The 16,689-nt window shown below is 58.1% G+C and carries 12 protein-coding genes and 1 pseudogene; 2 read left to right on the plus strand and 11 right to left on the minus strand.

All coding sequences use genetic code 11. The features are described from left to right. Positions 1–154: 154 nt before the first annotated feature. The 8 genes and pseudogenes from CNO20_RS09360 to CNO20_RS09395 form a co-directional block, all read right to left on the minus strand. Positions 155–532, minus strand: a complete 378-nt coding sequence (locus CNO20_RS09360; protein WP_101295887.1) for a VOC family protein — start codon at positions 530–532, stop codon at positions 155–157. A gap of 458 nt (positions 533–990) precedes the next feature. Beyond that, positions 991–1,614, minus strand: a complete 624-nt coding sequence (locus tag CNO20_RS09365; RefSeq protein WP_101295888.1) for a DJ-1/PfpI family protein — start codon at positions 1,612–1,614, stop codon at positions 991–993. Between the two features lie 72 nt (positions 1,615–1,686). Then, positions 1,687–3,714, minus strand: coding sequence for a TRAP transporter permease (locus tag CNO20_RS09370; protein WP_394337256.1), 2,028 nt, complete (start codon positions 3,712–3,714; stop codon positions 1,687–1,689). Between the two features lie 215 nt (positions 3,715–3,929). Further along, positions 3,930–5,012 (minus strand): TAXI family TRAP transporter solute-binding subunit, encoded by a 1,083-nt coding sequence (locus CNO20_RS09375; RefSeq protein ID WP_101295890.1) that lies wholly within the window; start codon positions 5,010–5,012, stop codon positions 3,930–3,932. Between the two features lie 118 nt (positions 5,013–5,130). Next, on the minus strand, positions 5,131–6,573 hold the full coding sequence (locus CNO20_RS09380) for an acetyl-CoA hydrolase/transferase C-terminal domain-containing protein (RefSeq protein WP_101295891.1): 1,443 nt from the start codon (positions 6,571–6,573) through the stop codon (positions 5,131–5,133). Further along, complete coding sequence (locus CNO20_RS09385) at positions 6,566–7,153, minus strand: MaoC family dehydratase (RefSeq protein WP_101295892.1); 588 nt, start codon at positions 7,151–7,153, stop codon at positions 6,566–6,568. The genes CNO20_RS09380 and CNO20_RS09385 overlap by 8 nt, the downstream gene beginning before the upstream one ends. 28 nt (positions 7,154–7,181) lie before the next feature. Then, positions 7,182–8,387 carry an acyl-CoA dehydrogenase family protein gene (locus CNO20_RS09390; RefSeq protein WP_101295893.1) on the minus strand — a complete coding sequence of 402 codons (1,206 nt, stop codon included), beginning with the start codon at positions 8,385–8,387 and terminating at the stop codon, positions 7,182–7,184. A gap of 112 nt (positions 8,388–8,499) precedes the next feature. Continuing rightward, positions 8,500–9,105, minus strand: a pseudogene (locus CNO20_RS09395) (SDR family NAD(P)-dependent oxidoreductase); the annotation flags it as partial. Between CNO20_RS09395 and CNO20_RS23720 the strand changes: the two are divergent. Continuing rightward, positions 9,019–9,465 carry a hypothetical protein gene (locus CNO20_RS23720; protein WP_143423171.1) on the plus strand — a complete coding sequence of 149 codons (447 nt, stop codon included), beginning with the start codon at positions 9,019–9,021 and terminating at the stop codon, positions 9,463–9,465. The pseudogene CNO20_RS09395 and the gene CNO20_RS23720 overlap by 87 nt on opposite strands. A gap of 559 nt (positions 9,466–10,024) precedes the next feature. Here the strand turns inward: CNO20_RS23720 and CNO20_RS09405 are convergent. After that, on the minus strand, positions 10,025–11,302 hold the full coding sequence (locus tag CNO20_RS09405; RefSeq protein WP_233204052.1) for an MFS transporter: 1,278 nt from the start codon (positions 11,300–11,302) through the stop codon (positions 10,025–10,027). Positions 11,303–11,509: 207 nt separating this feature from the next. Next, positions 11,510–12,850, minus strand: coding sequence for an MmgE/PrpD family protein (locus CNO20_RS09410; protein WP_101295897.1), 1,341 nt, complete (start codon positions 12,848–12,850; stop codon positions 11,510–11,512). 648 nt (positions 12,851–13,498) lie between these two features. On the opposite strand from CNO20_RS09410, the gene CNO20_RS09415 reads away from it, so the two are divergent. After that, complete coding sequence (locus CNO20_RS09415; RefSeq protein ID WP_101295898.1) at positions 13,499–14,269, plus strand: IclR family transcriptional regulator; 771 nt, start codon at positions 13,499–13,501, stop codon at positions 14,267–14,269. Between the two features lie 1,145 nt (positions 14,270–15,414). Here CNO20_RS09415 and CNO20_RS09420 read toward each other — a convergent pair. Next, the gene (locus CNO20_RS09420) at positions 15,415–16,449 is read right to left on the minus strand and encodes a zinc-dependent alcohol dehydrogenase (RefSeq protein ID WP_101295899.1); all 1,035 of its coding nucleotides are present in this window, start codon (positions 16,447–16,449) and stop codon (positions 15,415–15,417) included. Positions 16,450–16,689: the final 240 nt, after the last annotated feature.

Consider the following 16,689-nt stretch of genomic DNA (forward strand, 5'->3'; position numbering starts at 1 on the left):
TTATCGTTAGGATTTGCAAGACATTCACTGTCGTGCACCTGACGGTAGATACGCAGAGACAGAATTAAATGTTTTCCCTACGCTCAGGCGCGTTAGTCATCGAACAGAACGAACGGTCTCGGCGACGGGTGATCGCCCGACGAGGTATAAAGCGCTACAGTCGTTCAACGAGTTCTACGACATAGCCGTCAGGATCCTCAACGAACCCAACCCGACGGTCTATCTGCTCTATCGTCGTCGGTTCTTCGACGATAAGCGGATCGCGGTGCTCGAGGAGCGCCTCAAAGGCCTCATCAGCGCTCTCGACGCCGAGAGCGACGTGGGCGAACCCGCCTCCCGGCCCCGTCTCGTGGTCACCAGCAGGATCGTATTTGAATTGGAACTCACCATGGGGACCACCGAGGTAAACGTTCCGCACGCCGTCGCTCGTGAACTCCCAATTGTGGTCGAGACCGAGACCGCCGACGTAAAAGTCGATGGTGTCGTCGATGTCCGATACCCAAAGCGCGGTGTGAATGGCGTCTCGCACCATACCTGGCAACGCCCGAGGAGAAGCATAACCTTTGGCCTACCGGATGCTAACACTCGGTCACGGACAACGCTGACCGAGTGTTCTCGATCTAACCTCTCACGACGAGGCTGGATCCAGCGACAGCCTCTGCAAGGAGGTCGAGGAGAGATCCGCTTCGGAGTGAGTGATGTCCAGTGAACGGTCGGATCGAGGGTACCAGCGCCCTGAGCCAGCGCGTGGGCGGTCGTCTCAAGCGTCCATCCGTGTTAAATACGCGATACGTGCGACTAGTTTCCTCGACACGTTCCCGACGTTCAACCGATGATGCGGCTTCCTGGGGTCTGCACTCGTCGTAGGAAGTAGACGATAGAGTTCAGCGTCGTCTCGGGGGTCGATGACGTCACTGTCGAAAACCGAGGGCATACAAGTGATACGCGCCAATCGTCCCCGTACTTTGTCCGTTGGCACGTCCGACGCTCTCACTGCGACCGGTGGTTTTGGGTCGGCTCGGAGTAGACCGGCCCGCGGGGTTCGTACTCCATGCGGTCGGCGACGGCGTCGGCTATCTCGTCGCCGAACTCCCGACGCAGAAGATGGAACGCGAGGTCAAGACCCGAGGTGACGCCTCCGGCGGTTACCAGGTCTCCATCGTCAACGACGCGAGCATCGACCACCTCTGCGCCCGACCTTCGGAGGTCGTCCACTGCGCTGGCGTGGGTTATCGCAGGGCGTCCGTCGGTGATCCCCGCTCGTGCGAGGAGCATCCCACCAGTACAGACGCCCGCGACGGAGACGCCCTCGTCGAAGAGGCGAGCGATTGTCTCCGGAAAGGTGCCGCGTTCTGCTTCGGCCCAGGCGCCAGTCTCACCGCGTGCTCCCCATTGACCGCCTGGAACGAGGACGAGATCCGGCGAGAGGTCGACGAGTTGGTGGTCGGTTCTGACCTGGAGGCCGTGGCTCGCGGTTACCTCAGCGAGGTCATCGATCGTACAGAGCGTCGCTGTCACGTCTGCCCCCTCTTCGTGTGCGTTCTCGAACACCTCGTAGGGAGCAATCGCGTCCAATTCGTCGAATCCCTCGAAGAGGACAATCGCGATCTTCATGGTCCGTCTCAGCCCGGAATCGGTAAAGCTGTTTGGACGAGCACAACGGCGAGGTCGGTGTAGCCGACGGAGTTACTTGCGCTCCACCTTCCCCGTCTGTGGCCGTTTTCTGCTCGTGGAGCCGACCGTACGGCGGAGAACGCCGATCGGTTTCGGTCGTCCGACGGCCGTCTGGACAACGTACATCGCGACGGCGACAATCAGGGCGAGCGCCTGCACCAGCCGTGAGGGATGTAGCATCATGACGATGCCCGTCACAGTGAACGCGAATCGGGCCGGGAGAGTAATTGGCTTGCCGAACGCGAACGGATAGTTGATTCCGTGGATCATCGCAATTGCACCGACCATCGCGAATGCGCCGGTTAGAAACACCTGCGTATCGAACTGTGCGGAGACCATCTCGGGATGGTAGACGAACGCGAACGGGAGGACGAACAACGGCGCCGAGAGCTTGACGGCCTCCCAGCAGCTCTTCCAGAAGTCGGCACCCGCTATACCACAGGCCACGGCGACGCAGGTCGCGATCGGTGGTGTGAGCCCAGCGAGGATCGCGGCGTAGAACACGAAGAAGTGTCCCGCGAGCTCTGGGAGAAAGAACTGGTTGATGAGTGTCGGTGCGATGAGCAGCGCAACGATGGTGTACGATGCCGTTGTCGGCATTCCGAGTCCGAGGATAATGCAGATGATCATCGCAAGGACGGCCGCGACCCAGAGCACGCCACCTGAGAGTTCCATCAGCGTGAGCGAGATAGACGTTGGGACGCCGGTCGCGGTGAGGACGTCCACAACGCCGTTAATCGCACCGAGAATGATCGCAACCGGCGCAAGGACGACCACACCCTCACGCGCACCATCGAGCGTCTCCCAGACGCTGCGCCGAGCAGATGCCGAGATGGATTCGTCGCTCATCCCCGCCATGGCCAAGAGCAGAGGCGTCAGTGTGCCGGTAAGCAGCATCGCCGTGGCCGTCCACAGCGCCGCTGTCATCACCGTCACCTGCTCGATCCCCAACTTGTATATCAGGATCGCCAGCGGAACCCCGTATTTCACAATCTCAATTAGGAACGCCATACGCGGCATTGGATCTTGGATAAGGTCTTCGGGGTCTGTGTTGTCGAGTTGCGGCACGGAGACGTAATGGACCGCGATGAAAATCGTCACCACTAGCACCGCCGCCGGAATCAGGCCAGCGACGATGACGTCTGCGTAGGTGATCCCAGTGATTAGCGACGCCATGATGAACGCGGCGGCACCCATGACCGGCGGAAGCACTTGCCCCGAGGTAGAGGCGACGGCCTCAATCGCACCCGCGGTCTCGGGTTTAATCCCGTTACGCTTCATCAGTGGGATGGTGAACGATCCGGTCATGCCGGCGTTGGCGGTTTGGCTCCCGTTGACTGACCCGATGACAGCGGACGACAGCACCGCGGTCTGTGCGATTCCAGAGTCGATGTACCGGGCCGAGCGGAACGCCAGGCGCATGATCAGATCAAACGCACCGTAGGCCTTCAAAAAGCCCGCATAGAGCAGGAACAGAGCAATCCACGCCGCGACGAGTTGGGTTAGAAACCCGAAGAACCCGTCGACGCTGAGGACGAAAATGCGCATGAGTCGATCCCAGCCAATGCCGCCATGCGCAAGTGGACCGGGGGCGAACATGCCCCACCGACCGTAGGCGATCCCCAGTAGAATAATCGATAAGAACGTCGTGCCGAACGACCGCCACGTTAGGTAGATGACGACGAGTGTAAAGATCGCCGCCATGTAGATCTCGTGCTGGAATGCGCGCCCCTGTCTGGTGACGTACAGCGTCTGGAAATTTATTGCGATGTACGCGCAGGTGATCGCCACGTCGATCGCCGAGAGTGTGAGCAGCGCCGACTCAATCCGGTTTGCCTGGCCGTAGACCCGCTTGAGGTCGACAAAGAGCTCGTCTCGCCCACCGCCCGCGAGATCCATCAGCTCAGAGAGTATGAACAACTCGAGGACGGCACCGAAGAAGATGACGCCGTACTGGGCCCGTGGAATAGTCTGGTCCCAGGCGTACCAGATGACAATCATCCAGAAGACGACTGAAAGCCCGATGAGGACGTTGCGCATTGACTCAGCCTCAGCATCGCCCGGACTTTCAGTGTCGAATCCCTGCCCAGTCTCGGGTTCAAAGTCGTCTGATAGCGGTTCGCTCACGGCCATTCACCTCGCCCAACCATCAGTAATCTAACGTTTGTTGTGTGTTCTTGCATGATATGTGGTCGCGATCACGGTGGCGTCCGAGCCATGTCCAGATACGCGGAACGTTCGCTCCGAGTAGAGAGTCACTCATCCGTCGCACCTTCTTGCCACTCATCGTTCCAAACATCATTTTCCTTCCAGTACTTGGCAACGCCCGGGTGGATCTCGAGTTCGGGGAGGATCGCGGTAGTCATCGACTTGACGCCCGAGTGGTCAAGCGCGGTCGGGTCGGCCTCGCGGATAGACTCGTGATGTTCGGCAGAGAGGCGGGCAACCTCCTTGGCCGCATCGACGGGGACCTCGGGGCCAAATGCCCACTGACCGGCGAGGACCCATGCGGCGGTGGTATCCGTGACGCGGGTGACGTCTTGCTCCCACTTATAGGGATAGTTATCAAACTCCTTCAGGATTGCACCGGGTACGGTCTCAATAGCCTGGCGGAAGTTGTCGTCGATCTGCATGAGGTACAAGCTACCGTTACTTCGGACGTCAACCTCCTGCACCCAGCTAGAGAGGTTGACGCCGTTCGCGCCGTAGATACAGAGGGCATCAACACGTCCCTCCTCAACGGCACCGGGGATGTCACTGGTGTCAACGTTGAGGATCTCGTTCTGATCCCAGAGACCCGCCTTCTTGATCACTTCTTCAGTGAGCAAGCGAGTCCCAAAGCCAGGCTGGATCGGGTAGATGGTGTAGCCACCCTCTTTGAGATCAGCAGTTGACTTGATGCCTGATCCCTCCATTGCGACCCAGTGAATTTCGAGGTTTGTAAAGACGAACCCTTGCATCGGGAGGGAGTCAACCGGGTCCTCTGCAAATGGCCCCTCATTATTCATCGCCTTCGAGAGAGAGTTGTTGTCAACACCGATCGTGTGGAAGTTGTCGTCGTTGTACTCGTAGAGGTTTGCCGTCCAGCCGTCGGTGACTTGGACGGTGATAGAGAGGTTATCACTGTGCTGGCTAGCAGCCCGCGCAAGGGCCTGAGCAGCCTGTTGTGTCGACGATCCGGAACTGGTGCCGGCGATGACCATCTGATACTGTTCGCCGCCACCGCCGCTACCGCCACTGCTGCCAGTGATCGTCTCAGTACAGCCAGCCAAACTTATCGCCCCGAGCGTCGTTCCCCATTTCGTTACCTCACGGCGAGATATGTTATCTTCAGGCATGCACAATCGATGACTCTCATTGTTATTCATAAATGTTTTGTCTTCCGTAACGGTCAAGACAGCGTGTATTAGACTCGGGGGAGATCAACAGTAAATAAAGAAGTTCTGATGTCGCCTTCTATCGGGACACAAAATCGGCGTTTAACGGGACGTGTCCACCATCCTCAAGGGCGCGGTCCCTGTACCTTCGGAGATCGTCACGGAAGTCCGGGTGGGTAACGTCGATCATCGCGTCCATCCGCTCAGTCGGACTCAATCCACGGAGGTCGGCAACACCGTGTTCTGTGACTATGACGGAGTGGTCGTGTTCGGTGTGGTCGACGTGCGGAACCGCCGGGACGATTCGCGAGATGTCACCACCGCCGGCCGTCGACGGGAGCGCGATGATTCCGAGACGGCAGTTGCGATTGAAGTCACCGCCACCACCGATGCCGTTGACGAGTCGTGTGCCGCCGATGTGAGTTGCGTTGGCGTTCCCATAGAGATCAACGTCAACGGCGCTGTTGACTCCTACCACTCCGAATTGGTCGATGAGAGCGGGGTTGTTAGACACGTCAGCCGGACGGAGCACGACGTGCTCCGCGTATCGGTCGACATCCTCGAACAGTCGCTTCTGCCCCTCAACCGAGAGAGCGAGCGATGTCGCACTCGCCCCCGACAACAGTCCTTCGTCGATGGCATTCAACAAACCGTCCTGGAACACTTCGCCGAAGTACACCACCGTACGATCTCCGAAATCGATCTCGGAGAGCGCGCCCATGAGTGCGTTTCCGAGACTGCCAACGCCGAACTGGAGATGGACGCGGTCCTGGAGCGTTGGATTCCGCTCTAGCTCCGCTTCCAAGAACGACCGCAGGGTATCAGCAATGGTGGTGTCGACGACGGTTGGCTCCCGAAAATTGTACGGGTCATCGGGGCGATCAGTTTCGACGATGGCAGCAAGTTTCCCCGCGTCGAACGTGACTTCCGGCGAACCGATTCGCTCAACCGGATCCGTTATCGGGATCGGCTCGCGGTTTGGAGGGAGATCACGCTGGTAGACGTCGTGAACGTGTTCGAGGGCGCGGGGTTGTCGGCGGTTCACCTCTACGACGAGCCGGTCGGCGGCGGCGACGAACGACGGTGTGTGGCCGATCGAGGTTGACGGGATCAACCAGTCTTCGCCGACGGCGACGGCTTCGACGATGGCGACATTCGGATCGCCGAAGTCGCCAAGGCGCACCTCGTCCCCGAACCGGGAGATGTGTCGGTCGTGGAAAGCGACCTCGTCCTCGTTGATTGCTGCCCGGGAAATTCTCCGGGTTTGGAACGGGAACCGGCGAGCCACTTGGTTAGCCTCGATCAGCGCGTCATCTATTTCACCACCAACGCCGCCCCCGGAGATAACCGTCAATGACAGGTCACGGTCGGCGTCGGCCAACGCTATCGGAACTCGTTTAGGGTAACCGACACCGCCGAACCCGCTGACCAGGACAACGTCCTCGGGATCGACAATGTCGGCGGCCGTTGACTCGTCGGTCACGGGGAGGCCGTCCGCGATCCGATCGTCGGGGTTAGTCATCCGTTCCCTTGTCGCCGGCTGGCTGGGTGCCAATACCCTCGGGCCACCCTGGCGGCTGCGCGGCGCTGGGTTGGGCGTGCTCGCGTTTCAACACCATTGGCGTCCGCTTGAGCGAGAGGACCTTCTCAGCGTTCTGGTTGTACGCCCGGAGCTCCGTCTCGACGATGCCTACGTGATCCCGGGAGCTGCTTTCCCGTTTGGAGAGTACCTCGCTCTCGGCAAAGATGGTGTCGCCGTGGAAGACGGGGGCGTGGTGGCGGATGTCATCGTAACCGAGGTTCGCGGTGGCGTTGACGGAGACATCGATGACGCTCATACCTACCGCGAGCGCGATGACGAACGTTCCGTCGACGAGGCGTTCACCGAACTCCGTCTCGGACGCATACGCCTCATTGAAATGCATTGGATTGAGGTTCATGGTTACGTTCGTCATCCAGACGTTGTCTGTCTCGGTGACTGTACGCCCGAATGGGTGTTTGTACACGTCACCGACGTCGAAATCCTCGTAGTAACGCCCGTGCCATCCTTCAACGAGTCGAGTCTCCGCCGTATCGTTCGTCGTAGTGTCGTTATCGCTCATCGTTCTGCGTGTCTCATGTGGTTGCTCGTCAGTACGACCGGGGGAGCCCGAGCACGTTCTCCCCCAGGTAGTTCAACGCTAGCTCCTGCGTAATGGGGACCAGGCGGGTGAGCCGCGCCTCACGAAAGTACCGCTCAACGTCGTACTCGCGGGCGACACCGCGTCCGCCGTGGGCCTGCACGGCGGCGTCCGCGGCCTCGAAGGCGGCCTCGGCGGTGAGATACTTCGCCATGTTCGCTCGCGCGCCGATGGCCTTCCGATCTGCGTCGTCCGTTTGCATCGCCGCGTTGAACGTGAACTGCTTCGCGGCTTGGACGCGGGCGAACGCTGCGGCCAGCGGATGCTGAATCGCCTGGTTCTTCCCGATAGGACGGTCGAACACTTCGCGGTCGGTCGCGTAGGCGACGCCTTTTTCGATGGCGAGTTCGCCCAGACCGACCGTTTCGGCAGCGATGACCAACCGCTCCTCGTTGAGGCCGTCCAGCACCTGATAGAATCCTGCGTCCTCCACCCCGATTAGCTGGTCAGCAGGAATTCGGAGGTCATCGTAGGTGACACGGAAGGAGCTAACCACGCCGCTGACGGTCTTTTCTATCTCCTCCAACTTGATGCTTCCCGCGTCGATCCCGCGCTCGATATCGACGAGGAACAGTGAGATACCATCGGTCTTCTTTTCGACCTCGTTCAGCGGTGTAGTGCGCGCGGCCAGGACGAGATAATCGCTGACGTCAATCCGAGAGGTCCAAAGTTTCTCACCGTTTACTACGTACTCATTGCCGTCCCGTTCGGCATAGGTGGTGATCGCGGTCGACTCGGATCCCGCTTTCGGTTCGGTGAGGCTAAAACACTGGATCCACGCGTCACCACTCGTAACCTGCGGAAGGAGCTCCTCTTTGAGGTCGTCACTGCCGTATTTCACGATCGGCGTTGAGTTGTAGATAGCGGCGTGAACCGTCTGTGCACCGCTGAATCCTGCACCGCTCTTTGCGATCTCGTACATCAGCACTACAGCCTCCTCGGTTCCGTATCCCTTCCCGCCGTACTTCTCGGGAAGGAGAATGCCGAGCCAACCTGCTCTGGCGAGAGCATTCACGAACTCATGAGGGTACTCCCCCTCAGCGTCTCGCTCACGCCAGTATGTCTCATTGAACTCGCGACACACCACTTGTACTTCCTTGCGAACCGCTTGCTGCGTCGGAGATAGTAGCCGTTCGCTGTCGATACAGGTTGCCATCACTCAACACGTATTCGATGGTCGCATTAAACGTATTGGAGGCACACACCGATTTCCGCATGGTGGGCTCAGAACCGATGTGACGGTGACCGGACTCAGCACGGGTGGGGGGTTAGGGCGACATCTCGTCCAGCCAGCCACCGTCCAGCGCGAGCGTCTCACCGGTGATGAAGTCGGCTGCCGGCGAGGCAAGGAAGGCTACAGCACGGCCGAACGACGGCGGATCACCGAGTTTCCGCACCGGCAGTTCGTCTGTGCGGCGTTTCCTTGCTTCTCCGACAGAAATGGACTCACGGTCGCCGAGGAGTTCGATTTTGTCTTCAAGGCGGTCCGTGACAATCCCCCGTGGGCAGACGCAGTTCACCCGGATACCTTGCGGCCCGTACTCCTCGGCCAGGCTCTTCGAAAGCGCGTAGATGACCGGCCGGAACGCTGCCTGCAGTACGTCTCCTGCGGTCGGTTCAGCCGCCGTCGTGGAGGCGATGTTCACAATTGACGCCTCGGTGCCACCGTCGGCGAGAACGGGAAGGGCGGGTTGAAGTGCTATAACGGTGCTGCGGAGGACGAGTTCGTACGTTCGATCCAGCGTTCCCACGTCCACCTCACCGATCGGCTGGACCGGTGGACCGCCGTGGTTGGTCACCAGCACATCGAGACCATCGAACTCATCAGTGGCGGCCTCAACGGTTCGTTTAATGTCGTCCAGCGCGACGAGATCGCAGGCGTACGTGCGAACGGAATCGGGATCTACACCTGCGTTGTCAACGACGTGTGCCTTTGCCTCGGTGAGGTTAGCCGGATTTCAGGCGGCGATCGCTATCCGTGCGCCCTCTCGGGCGAGTTCCGTCGCGTCGGCACGGCCAAGACCTTTGCTGGCGGCGAAGAGGAGCACCCGATTGTCGGCGAGTTTAAGATTCATCGTCACCTGCCGCTGAGAACTGGTCCGTCGCCATTCAGAAGGACACTTATCATACCGTTCTCACGCTCAGCCTTTCCGACCGATGTTAGTTCTGAGGCCGCAACGAGGGTCTCGATCGCCGTGACGTCATTGGGAACATCGCGGATGGCCGCTTCGTGATCGCCGCCTCCCACCGCCACGGTGGTCAGTACGCCGTCGCCATCGGTCTCGGTAACTGAACTGATGCCGGTGGTGGCCGCTTCGTCCAGAGGGGTATCTATCACCTCGTGAACGTAGGGGTCGGTGACTCCACTATCATCTCGCTTGAAGATAGCGTGTGACGCGCCAGACTGCCTGTTGAGTCGCTCTCGTCCACTGTCGCGTAATCTGGGAACTCACCTTATACAGAAGTCATCGCCATGGTTCCTCATTAGCGTTTTCAGTCGGTTAGGGGCTGAAAAACGAAGAGCGGTAGGTTTCCTCCGCTTTCTTCACATTCTGGAGATCACTTTCACGAGAAAGTAAGAGGAACCCGACATACCGTTCGGCACCGGAACCCGTAAACTGCAGTATGATGAGGGCGTGGTGAGCATCCTCCAACCCCACCTCATCGGTACGGCGGTCTCACGGAGAATGTACGGTTCGCCAAGTAGACGGCGACCCACAACGTGCGACGGTAAGGCAACAAGTAACGTATCCCGATCATCTGCGCAACTGCGCGATACACGGGCGATAGATATCACTCTTTGAGGTGAGTTGGTGGTGAGCGGTTCACGATACCCAAAGACACGATACCGATTGTAGCTGCAACCAGCCCCGTTCCGACCCCTACGAGCCGTACCGACGCGCTGAACTCCATCCACCGTGTTGCGATGGCAATGGTAGCACCCATACCAATTGGCGTAAGAGTCGACGTGATCCGGCCAACACCTTCTGCGAGGCTTACGAGGCCGCCACGGGCCGAGGGTGAAGCCAAATTCGTAATGATGCTTCGGTAAAGTGAGAGGGTGAGACCGAATCCGATCCCCAAGAAAACGATCCCGACGAAGGCTAGGAGGAGCGTTCTAGCGATAAACACGATACAAAGACCGCTTGCCATCGCGACGTTCATTACGATGAGCGGGAATAGCCGACTGTCGAATCGAGCGGAGAGACGTCCGGCCTGGGTAGCCGAGAGTGCGTAGCTGAGACTCCCGAGGGCGGCGAGCAAACCGGCTTCTGTGGCCGTGCCACCTATAAGATCGACGACGATGATCGAGTTGTAGGTGAGGAACCCGAGCCAGACAATGTTTGGCGTTCCACGTACGATCACCATCGCCCACACACGCCGCTGTGAGACGAGACTCCATAACGCACGGAGTTGCTGTCTCACGTTTTTCACGCCGGAGTCGCTAGCAGCGTCCGAATCAACTGGTTCCTCGAAATAAATGTAGACCACCGCTGCAATCGGGAAGGCAATAGCGTACAACAGGAATGGATACCGCCACGCCAAACCGACGAGCACGCCTGCTCCGAGTGGGAAAATCGTCTGTGAGATGCCGGAACCCGTGAACCGTAGTCCCTGGGCTGTCGCTTCTTTTGTTCCAGCGTAAAGATCACCGATGCTGGTGATGATAATCGGCGTGAGTGCGGCAAAGCCGATCCCTTGGAGCACCCGTAGGAAAAGCACAAGCTGAAAGTTGGTTGTCAGCGCTATCGCGGATCCGGCGACACCGAACCACACCAGTCCGAAGAGAATCACCGGCCGCCGGCCATATCGATCAGCGATCACTCCAACGATGGGAATCGTGATAATCGCAGGTGCGGTAAAAGCCGACATCACGAGGCCGATGTTCGCTGGTGTCGTACCAAGTGGATCGATGAGCGATCCGAGCACGGGAGAAAGAAGGGCCGTTCCAAGGGGTGGGAGCATATTGGAAAGGAAAAGAAGCTGGAACGGCCTTTCCTGGAGTAATTCAGCCTCATCGCCGACCACCGATGAAAGCAGGCGCACTTCTATTCGCTCTTCCTCAGCCAAATTAAGCGTACCGTCTGAAGCGCGGTGAGTATCTGATGCGTGCGTCAGGGTGGTGAGCCGTAGGAAACGTTTCACCATCTCCTCGAAGTGATCACAATGCCACATCTCACCTTCGATTCGCTATGTCTTCCGAGATGAGAAATCCCGCCCCCACCGATAGATGACCGTGAGAAGAAGGTGGCTCTCAAAGCTCCCTAGTGCTGCGCGTCAGTGGTCGCTAGAGATTGCCGACGAGACGCCTGCTTGTGCCGGTAGCGATGATAAAACGTCGTACAACCGATCGACTTCTGCATCCTTGAGGATTGTGCCGCTGCAGTCCTCAAATTTAGCACGTAGTTCGTCTTCCGTCAGGGGGTTATTGTGAGTACCAGGCGGATTCTCTTGGTATCGCTCATAGGTTTTGCCGGCAGTAGTAATACGCACTGTCGCCTTGTGGGAATCGTAGGCCAGATCTCCATCGACAATGAAATCAACTCGGTCACGTATCCGTTGGACTTGAGGATCGTCGATGGGAGAGTCCATGAACGTGGACAATCCAACACTATCTCGGACAATAGCGCTGGCGACGGCATACTCCATCGAGAACTTCGCCTCAAGACCAGTGTCTGGATCGGCGTAATGAAGCGCGTCGCCTGCCCCCGGTGACGCCGTAACCGTTACACATTCAATCTCATCGGGATCGATACCTTCGTTGGTGAGTGTCTGGGCTGCCGCGATAGAAGTGTGGGTAAAGTAACAGCAGGGGTACGCCTTGATGTGTATTCCCTCCTCCTGGAGCGCCCAGCGATCGCCAATAGAAAATTGACCCCCTCCGTCTCGGCTGTAGAGATCCCAAAATCCCCGTTCACCGCTTATTGCTGCAGTGTCGGCGGTGAATCCATCTATGGCGAGGAGACTTGCAGTGACCCCGGACCGGGAACAGAGACCGGCGTGCAGCGGCTTGGTCATTGACCCGAAGTTTCGCTTGAGTCCAGACGGCATCGAGGCAGCAATATTGAGCGCGTGCGCGGTCTCTGTTGCATCTAAGCCGAGAAGGTTAGCCGCCGCCGCAGTTGCGCCAAACGTCCCGAACGTGGCCGTTGCGTGCCATCCTGCCTCATAGTGAGTGGGGCTAATCGGTTCGGCAACAGCACATTCCGTCTCAAAGCCGGCTGCGTATGCCGTAATGAGGTCACGGCCACTTGCGCCGGTCTCATCAGCGAGGGCAAGGAGCGCAGGAATCAGGGTTACACTCGGATGTCCGTTCATTGCCCACGAGAGGTCGTCAAAATCGAGCGCGTGGCTAGCTGTTCCAGTCCGCAGAGCAACAGAGTCAGGTGGAGCAGCCACGTTGACGCCGAGCAACTCCCCCACGTCAGCGTTTGCTGGGTCGACCCCCGCTGACTTGGCCGTTGTCCTGCCAGCTCCTTCGACCGACCCCGCTATCATTACGCCAACCGTGTCGATGAACGCTCTCGTGACTGTCTTGATGCTCTCCGCCGGGAGGTCATCGTACGTTATATTGGTGACGAATTCGCTGATAGCCATTTCTGGCGATGTCGATTCCATGCAATGCACTATCCGTCATCGATTCATAAACGTTCGGCTGATACGTATTCGATAATCCACCCAGGGTACCAAACAAGGCTCCAAGTTAGCTGAGTGACGCGCAACTATACGTGGCCGTACTACAAAGTATGCGCCAGTTCTCGGGCTTCGATCCGACGGGAAGTGTAGGGGTGGGTTCGGGATTATCGAACGGGCTACCGCCGCCTAAGACTGTACCTCCCGGCCTTCGGCTTTACACGGCCACAGACGGCAGTTGTCATCGCATCTCCGTCAAGGCAGCTAATAATCATTCGGAATAATCAACCTCGGTGTTCCTCTTCAGTCTTCCCCATGGAGGTCAGGAGTAGAGAACATGAATTCAAAGCCACTGTTTGGAATTCTGCTCTCGTGACGCGGAGTAAGGGTACGGCGCCGTATTCTCTACCGTCATTCGATTTCCATTCGGTAATCACGAATATTGGACGTAGACGCGGTCGGCACCCTCTAGAATAGGTGGCCAAAGTCGCGAAAGCGGGTTTCCTCCCGATCTACAGGTAGCTGGTCTGGAATCCTCTTTCGCTAGAATTGCTGTTGAGAAAACGAATTCGAACTGGAGAGCTACTAACAACTTCCGAACGATATATAAAGTGGGGCCTAATACCAACCAATATGCAGGGTGAAAACACACGACGTGGTCAGCTCAAATCGGTCCGGCGAGCGTTCGAAATCGCCGAACGCATCCGTGAACTCGAAGGTGTGAGCGTCTCCGCACTCGCGGACGACATGAACGTTGCAAAGAGCACCCTCCACGCGTACCTCGCCACGTTGAACGAAATGGGGTACCTCATCAAAGAAGGCGATGAGTACCAAGTGGGAACACGGTTCCTCCTCCTGGGAGAGTATTCACGTACGAGGAAAGAAGAATATAGGATGGCCGCAGAAAAGGTCGAGGAACTAGCGGAAAAGACAGACGAGCGATCTCAGTTCGTAATCGAAGAGCGGGGAAGGGGCGTGTTCCTGTATCGAGCGTTCGGAAATCATGCGGTCGAAACCGGTTCGGAAACGGGAAAGCGAATGTTCCTCCACTCGACGGCGGCCGGGAAATCTATTCTAGCGCACTTGCCTGAATCCAGGGTGCGAGAGATCATCGAAGAGCGTGGATTGCCCGCCGTGACACCCAACTCGATAACCGACGAGGAAGAACTGTTCGCTGAACTCGAGCAGATTCGCGAGCAGGGATACGCGTACAACGAAGCGGAGAATATCGAGGGGCTCCACGCGATCGGCGTGCCTGTTAGAGGAAAAAACAAGGAAGTCATCGGAGCCCTGAGCGTCTCTGGACCGACACACCGTATGAAGGGCAACGTGTTCGTTAAGGAACTCCCCGACCTCCTCCTCGGCACTGCCAATGAGCTTGAGTTGAACATCGCGTATCTCTGAGGCTCGCAAACGTTGTCCAGGCTTCATTCCCGAAACCGTGTCTTGACCACCCTGCGGATTCACCCCGCTTCTCTTACTCTCAGGCCTCCGAAGAACAGATATAGTAGTGTAATGGAGAGAGGAGTATCTTTGGTTAACAATCCCCCCCCCCTGTGGGTCGTACTATTGGCACTACGCTAAACGATCAGATTCCAGTAATCGTTCAACTTAGTACTAGTATCGTCTCATCGAATCACTGTGTAGCGGCGAGGCATTCTTCGGGCTTCCGTGCTCCAGTATATCGATATTAGACATGACGGGCGATAACTCGTCGGACTCGTGGTGGATTGATCCCGAATTTCGGCGTTCACACGGAATAGCGTGAATTAAAAAACCCGTTCAAATCCTGCTCTCTCCGAGTTATCGCTCGGAATGCACGGTTTCAATGTCGACCAGAGTGCCTCACTCACGAGCGCTCAGGCTTCAGAGGTGATCCACCACGATATCTACGATAATCGCGAACCGAGATGCCAATTGAATTGGGGGTTCGACTCTCTGTTACTACGAGTTCGAAAAGTGATCTAGCTGACAACCTGCTCATCCATCGGGTCTCAGTCGATAACTGATTAATGTTTGATCATCAGACGTGAGAAGATGAGGCGTCCGGTAATGGCGAACGCTCAGAAAGAGCGACGTAGATTTCAAAGAGTATTAAATAACCCGCCGGTCCGGCCGTCGACCGTAGCGAGTTACAGCCAGATCTCGCAGTAACCACGTCTCGTGAGAAGCCGGTGTCGGCCAGTACGAGGAGCAGCATCATGCGCTCGTCTTAGCGCCCCTATTCCTTGCTCTGCTCCATTACCCCCCTGATCGCTTTGAGACCTTCAAACACCATACAACCAAAGACGCGACCGTCCCTGTCGAAGACGCTGTAGGTCTCTCTGCCGGCGTTGGACCCGTGAGAGGCTCGTCCTTCCCCTGTACTCCGCGTGCCGCCAGTCGGCGATTCGCGGGTGGAAAACGATACGAGCCATAGACTTCTTCGCTCGAACGGCGGAATCACGGCTGGTACGCCGATCAGCTCACGCGGCTGTAGTTCGTTGTGAAGCGTATCGAGACGTTCTCACCCGTCAAACCAAGCGGAAATCGCCCGATGGGAGCACCGCTTACAGGTCCGCGAACGAGAAGACAGGTTTACACGTTTCCGACTCGAGAAACGCCTCGAACGCCGCGGTCGGATCGACGACGCTGTAGGAGGTATCGATGATCGCCTCTGCGTCGACGGCACCGGTGGCCAGCAGACGGATCGCCTGTTCGAAGTTCCGCCACGTCGAACCATAGGACGCGTTCAGGTCGATCTCCCCGCGGACGACGGGAGTCATGAACAGCTCGCTCGGCTCCCCCGGAAGACCGACGATGACGATGTGGCCCCCTTTTCGGACGTGGTTAACCGCCATCTCGACGCCGCTTCGGTGCCCGGTCGTGTCGAAAACGGCGTCGAAACCGATACCGCCAGTCCGATCGTCGACGACCGCCTCGAGATCGGCATCCTCGATATCGACCGTTTCAACACCGAGTGTTTCGACGAGCGGAAGGCGATACTCACTGTCCTTGCCGAGACCCGAAACAACGACGTCGGCACCCATCGAATCGGCGACCGCGGCGACCAGCACGCCGATCGGTCCTGGCCCCTCGACGAGGACGGTATCACCCGGCGTTACAGAGGACTGGGTGAACACCGCTCGGGTTGCGATGCTGAGCGGCTCGGTGATCGCCGCCTGGTTGAGCGGAACCTCTTCGGGAATGTGGTGGAGATCACGAGGATGTACGGTCGTGTACTCAGTGTAAGCGCCGTCGGTGTGCATGCCAGTAATTTCGAAGTTCTGGCAGACGTTGGGCTGGCCGTTCTTACACTGAAAGCAGAACCCGCAGTCGTGGATCGGTTCCTCCACGACGTGGTCGCCGACCGAGAAGTCGGTGACGGCGTCGCCAATCTCGACGATCTCACCGGAATACTCGTGTCCCATGATCCGCGGAACTGGAATCCACTCGTAGCCTCCTTCGTACTTGTACGCGTGGGCGTCGCTCCCACAGAGGCCGGCGGAGTGGACTTTGACGAGGCACTCGTCGTCCTCGGGCTGCGGTTTCTCGCACTCACGAATCTCGACGGACCGTGGACCGGTCTGAACTATCGCTTTCATGGTGGTATGCCGTTGTGCTCTGGCCGAGCTGCCAGTAAATCAGAGACTCTCGTAGAAATATCTTTAGGTGCGCTAGCGCCGCCAGCGGTGTGGGGGGCCACTTCCCGTTAAGACGTGATGAAAGGCGACGGTGAGAACGTAACAAAGGGGTGATCCGCTCACACGCCCTTCGTTTCGTGGAATCCAACGACGCGACTCCGTTTGCCCCCTCTCGATCCCCCTTCCAGCGGTTCGTCAATT

The organism is Halegenticoccus soli, from assembly GCF_002844195.1.
GTDB classification, from domain to species: Archaea; Halobacteriota; Halobacteria; order Halobacteriales; family Haloferacaceae; genus Halegenticoccus; species Halegenticoccus soli.

What these genes read in the sequence shown, in the direction of transcription:
- CNO20_RS09360 (WP_101295887.1), bottom strand. Translation starts at nt 532, where the DNA reads ATGGTGCGAGACGCCATTCACACCGCGCTTTGGGTATCGGACATCGAC.
- CNO20_RS09365 (WP_101295888.1), bottom strand. Translation starts at nt 1,614, where the DNA reads ATGAAGATCGCGATTGTCCTCTTCGAGGGATTCGACGAATTGGACGCG.
- CNO20_RS09370 (WP_394337256.1), bottom strand. Translation starts at nt 3,714, where the DNA reads ATGCGCAACGTCCTCATCGGGCTTTCAGTCGTCTTCTGGATGATTGTC.
- CNO20_RS09375 (WP_101295890.1), bottom strand. Translation starts at nt 5,012, where the DNA reads ATGCCTGAAGATAACATATCTCGCCGTGAGGTAACGAAATGGGGAACG.
- CNO20_RS09380 (WP_101295891.1), bottom strand. Translation starts at nt 6,573, where the DNA reads ATGACTAACCCCGACGATCGGATCGCGGACGGCCTCCCCGTGACCGAC.
- CNO20_RS09385 (WP_101295892.1), bottom strand. Translation starts at nt 7,153, where the DNA reads ATGAGCGATAACGACACTACGACGAACGATACGGCGGAGACTCGACTC.
- CNO20_RS09390 (WP_101295893.1), bottom strand. Translation starts at nt 8,387, where the DNA reads ATGGCAACCTGTATCGACAGCGAACGGCTACTATCTCCGACGCAGCAA.
- CNO20_RS09410 (WP_101295897.1), bottom strand. Translation starts at nt 12,850, where the DNA reads ATGGAATCGACATCGCCAGAAATGGCTATCAGCGAATTCGTCACCAAT.
- CNO20_RS09415 (WP_101295898.1), top strand. Translation starts at nt 13,499, where the DNA reads ATGCAGGGTGAAAACACACGACGTGGTCAGCTCAAATCGGTCCGGCGA.
- CNO20_RS09420 (WP_101295899.1), bottom strand. Translation starts at nt 16,449, where the DNA reads ATGAAAGCGATAGTTCAGACCGGTCCACGGTCCGTCGAGATTCGTGAG.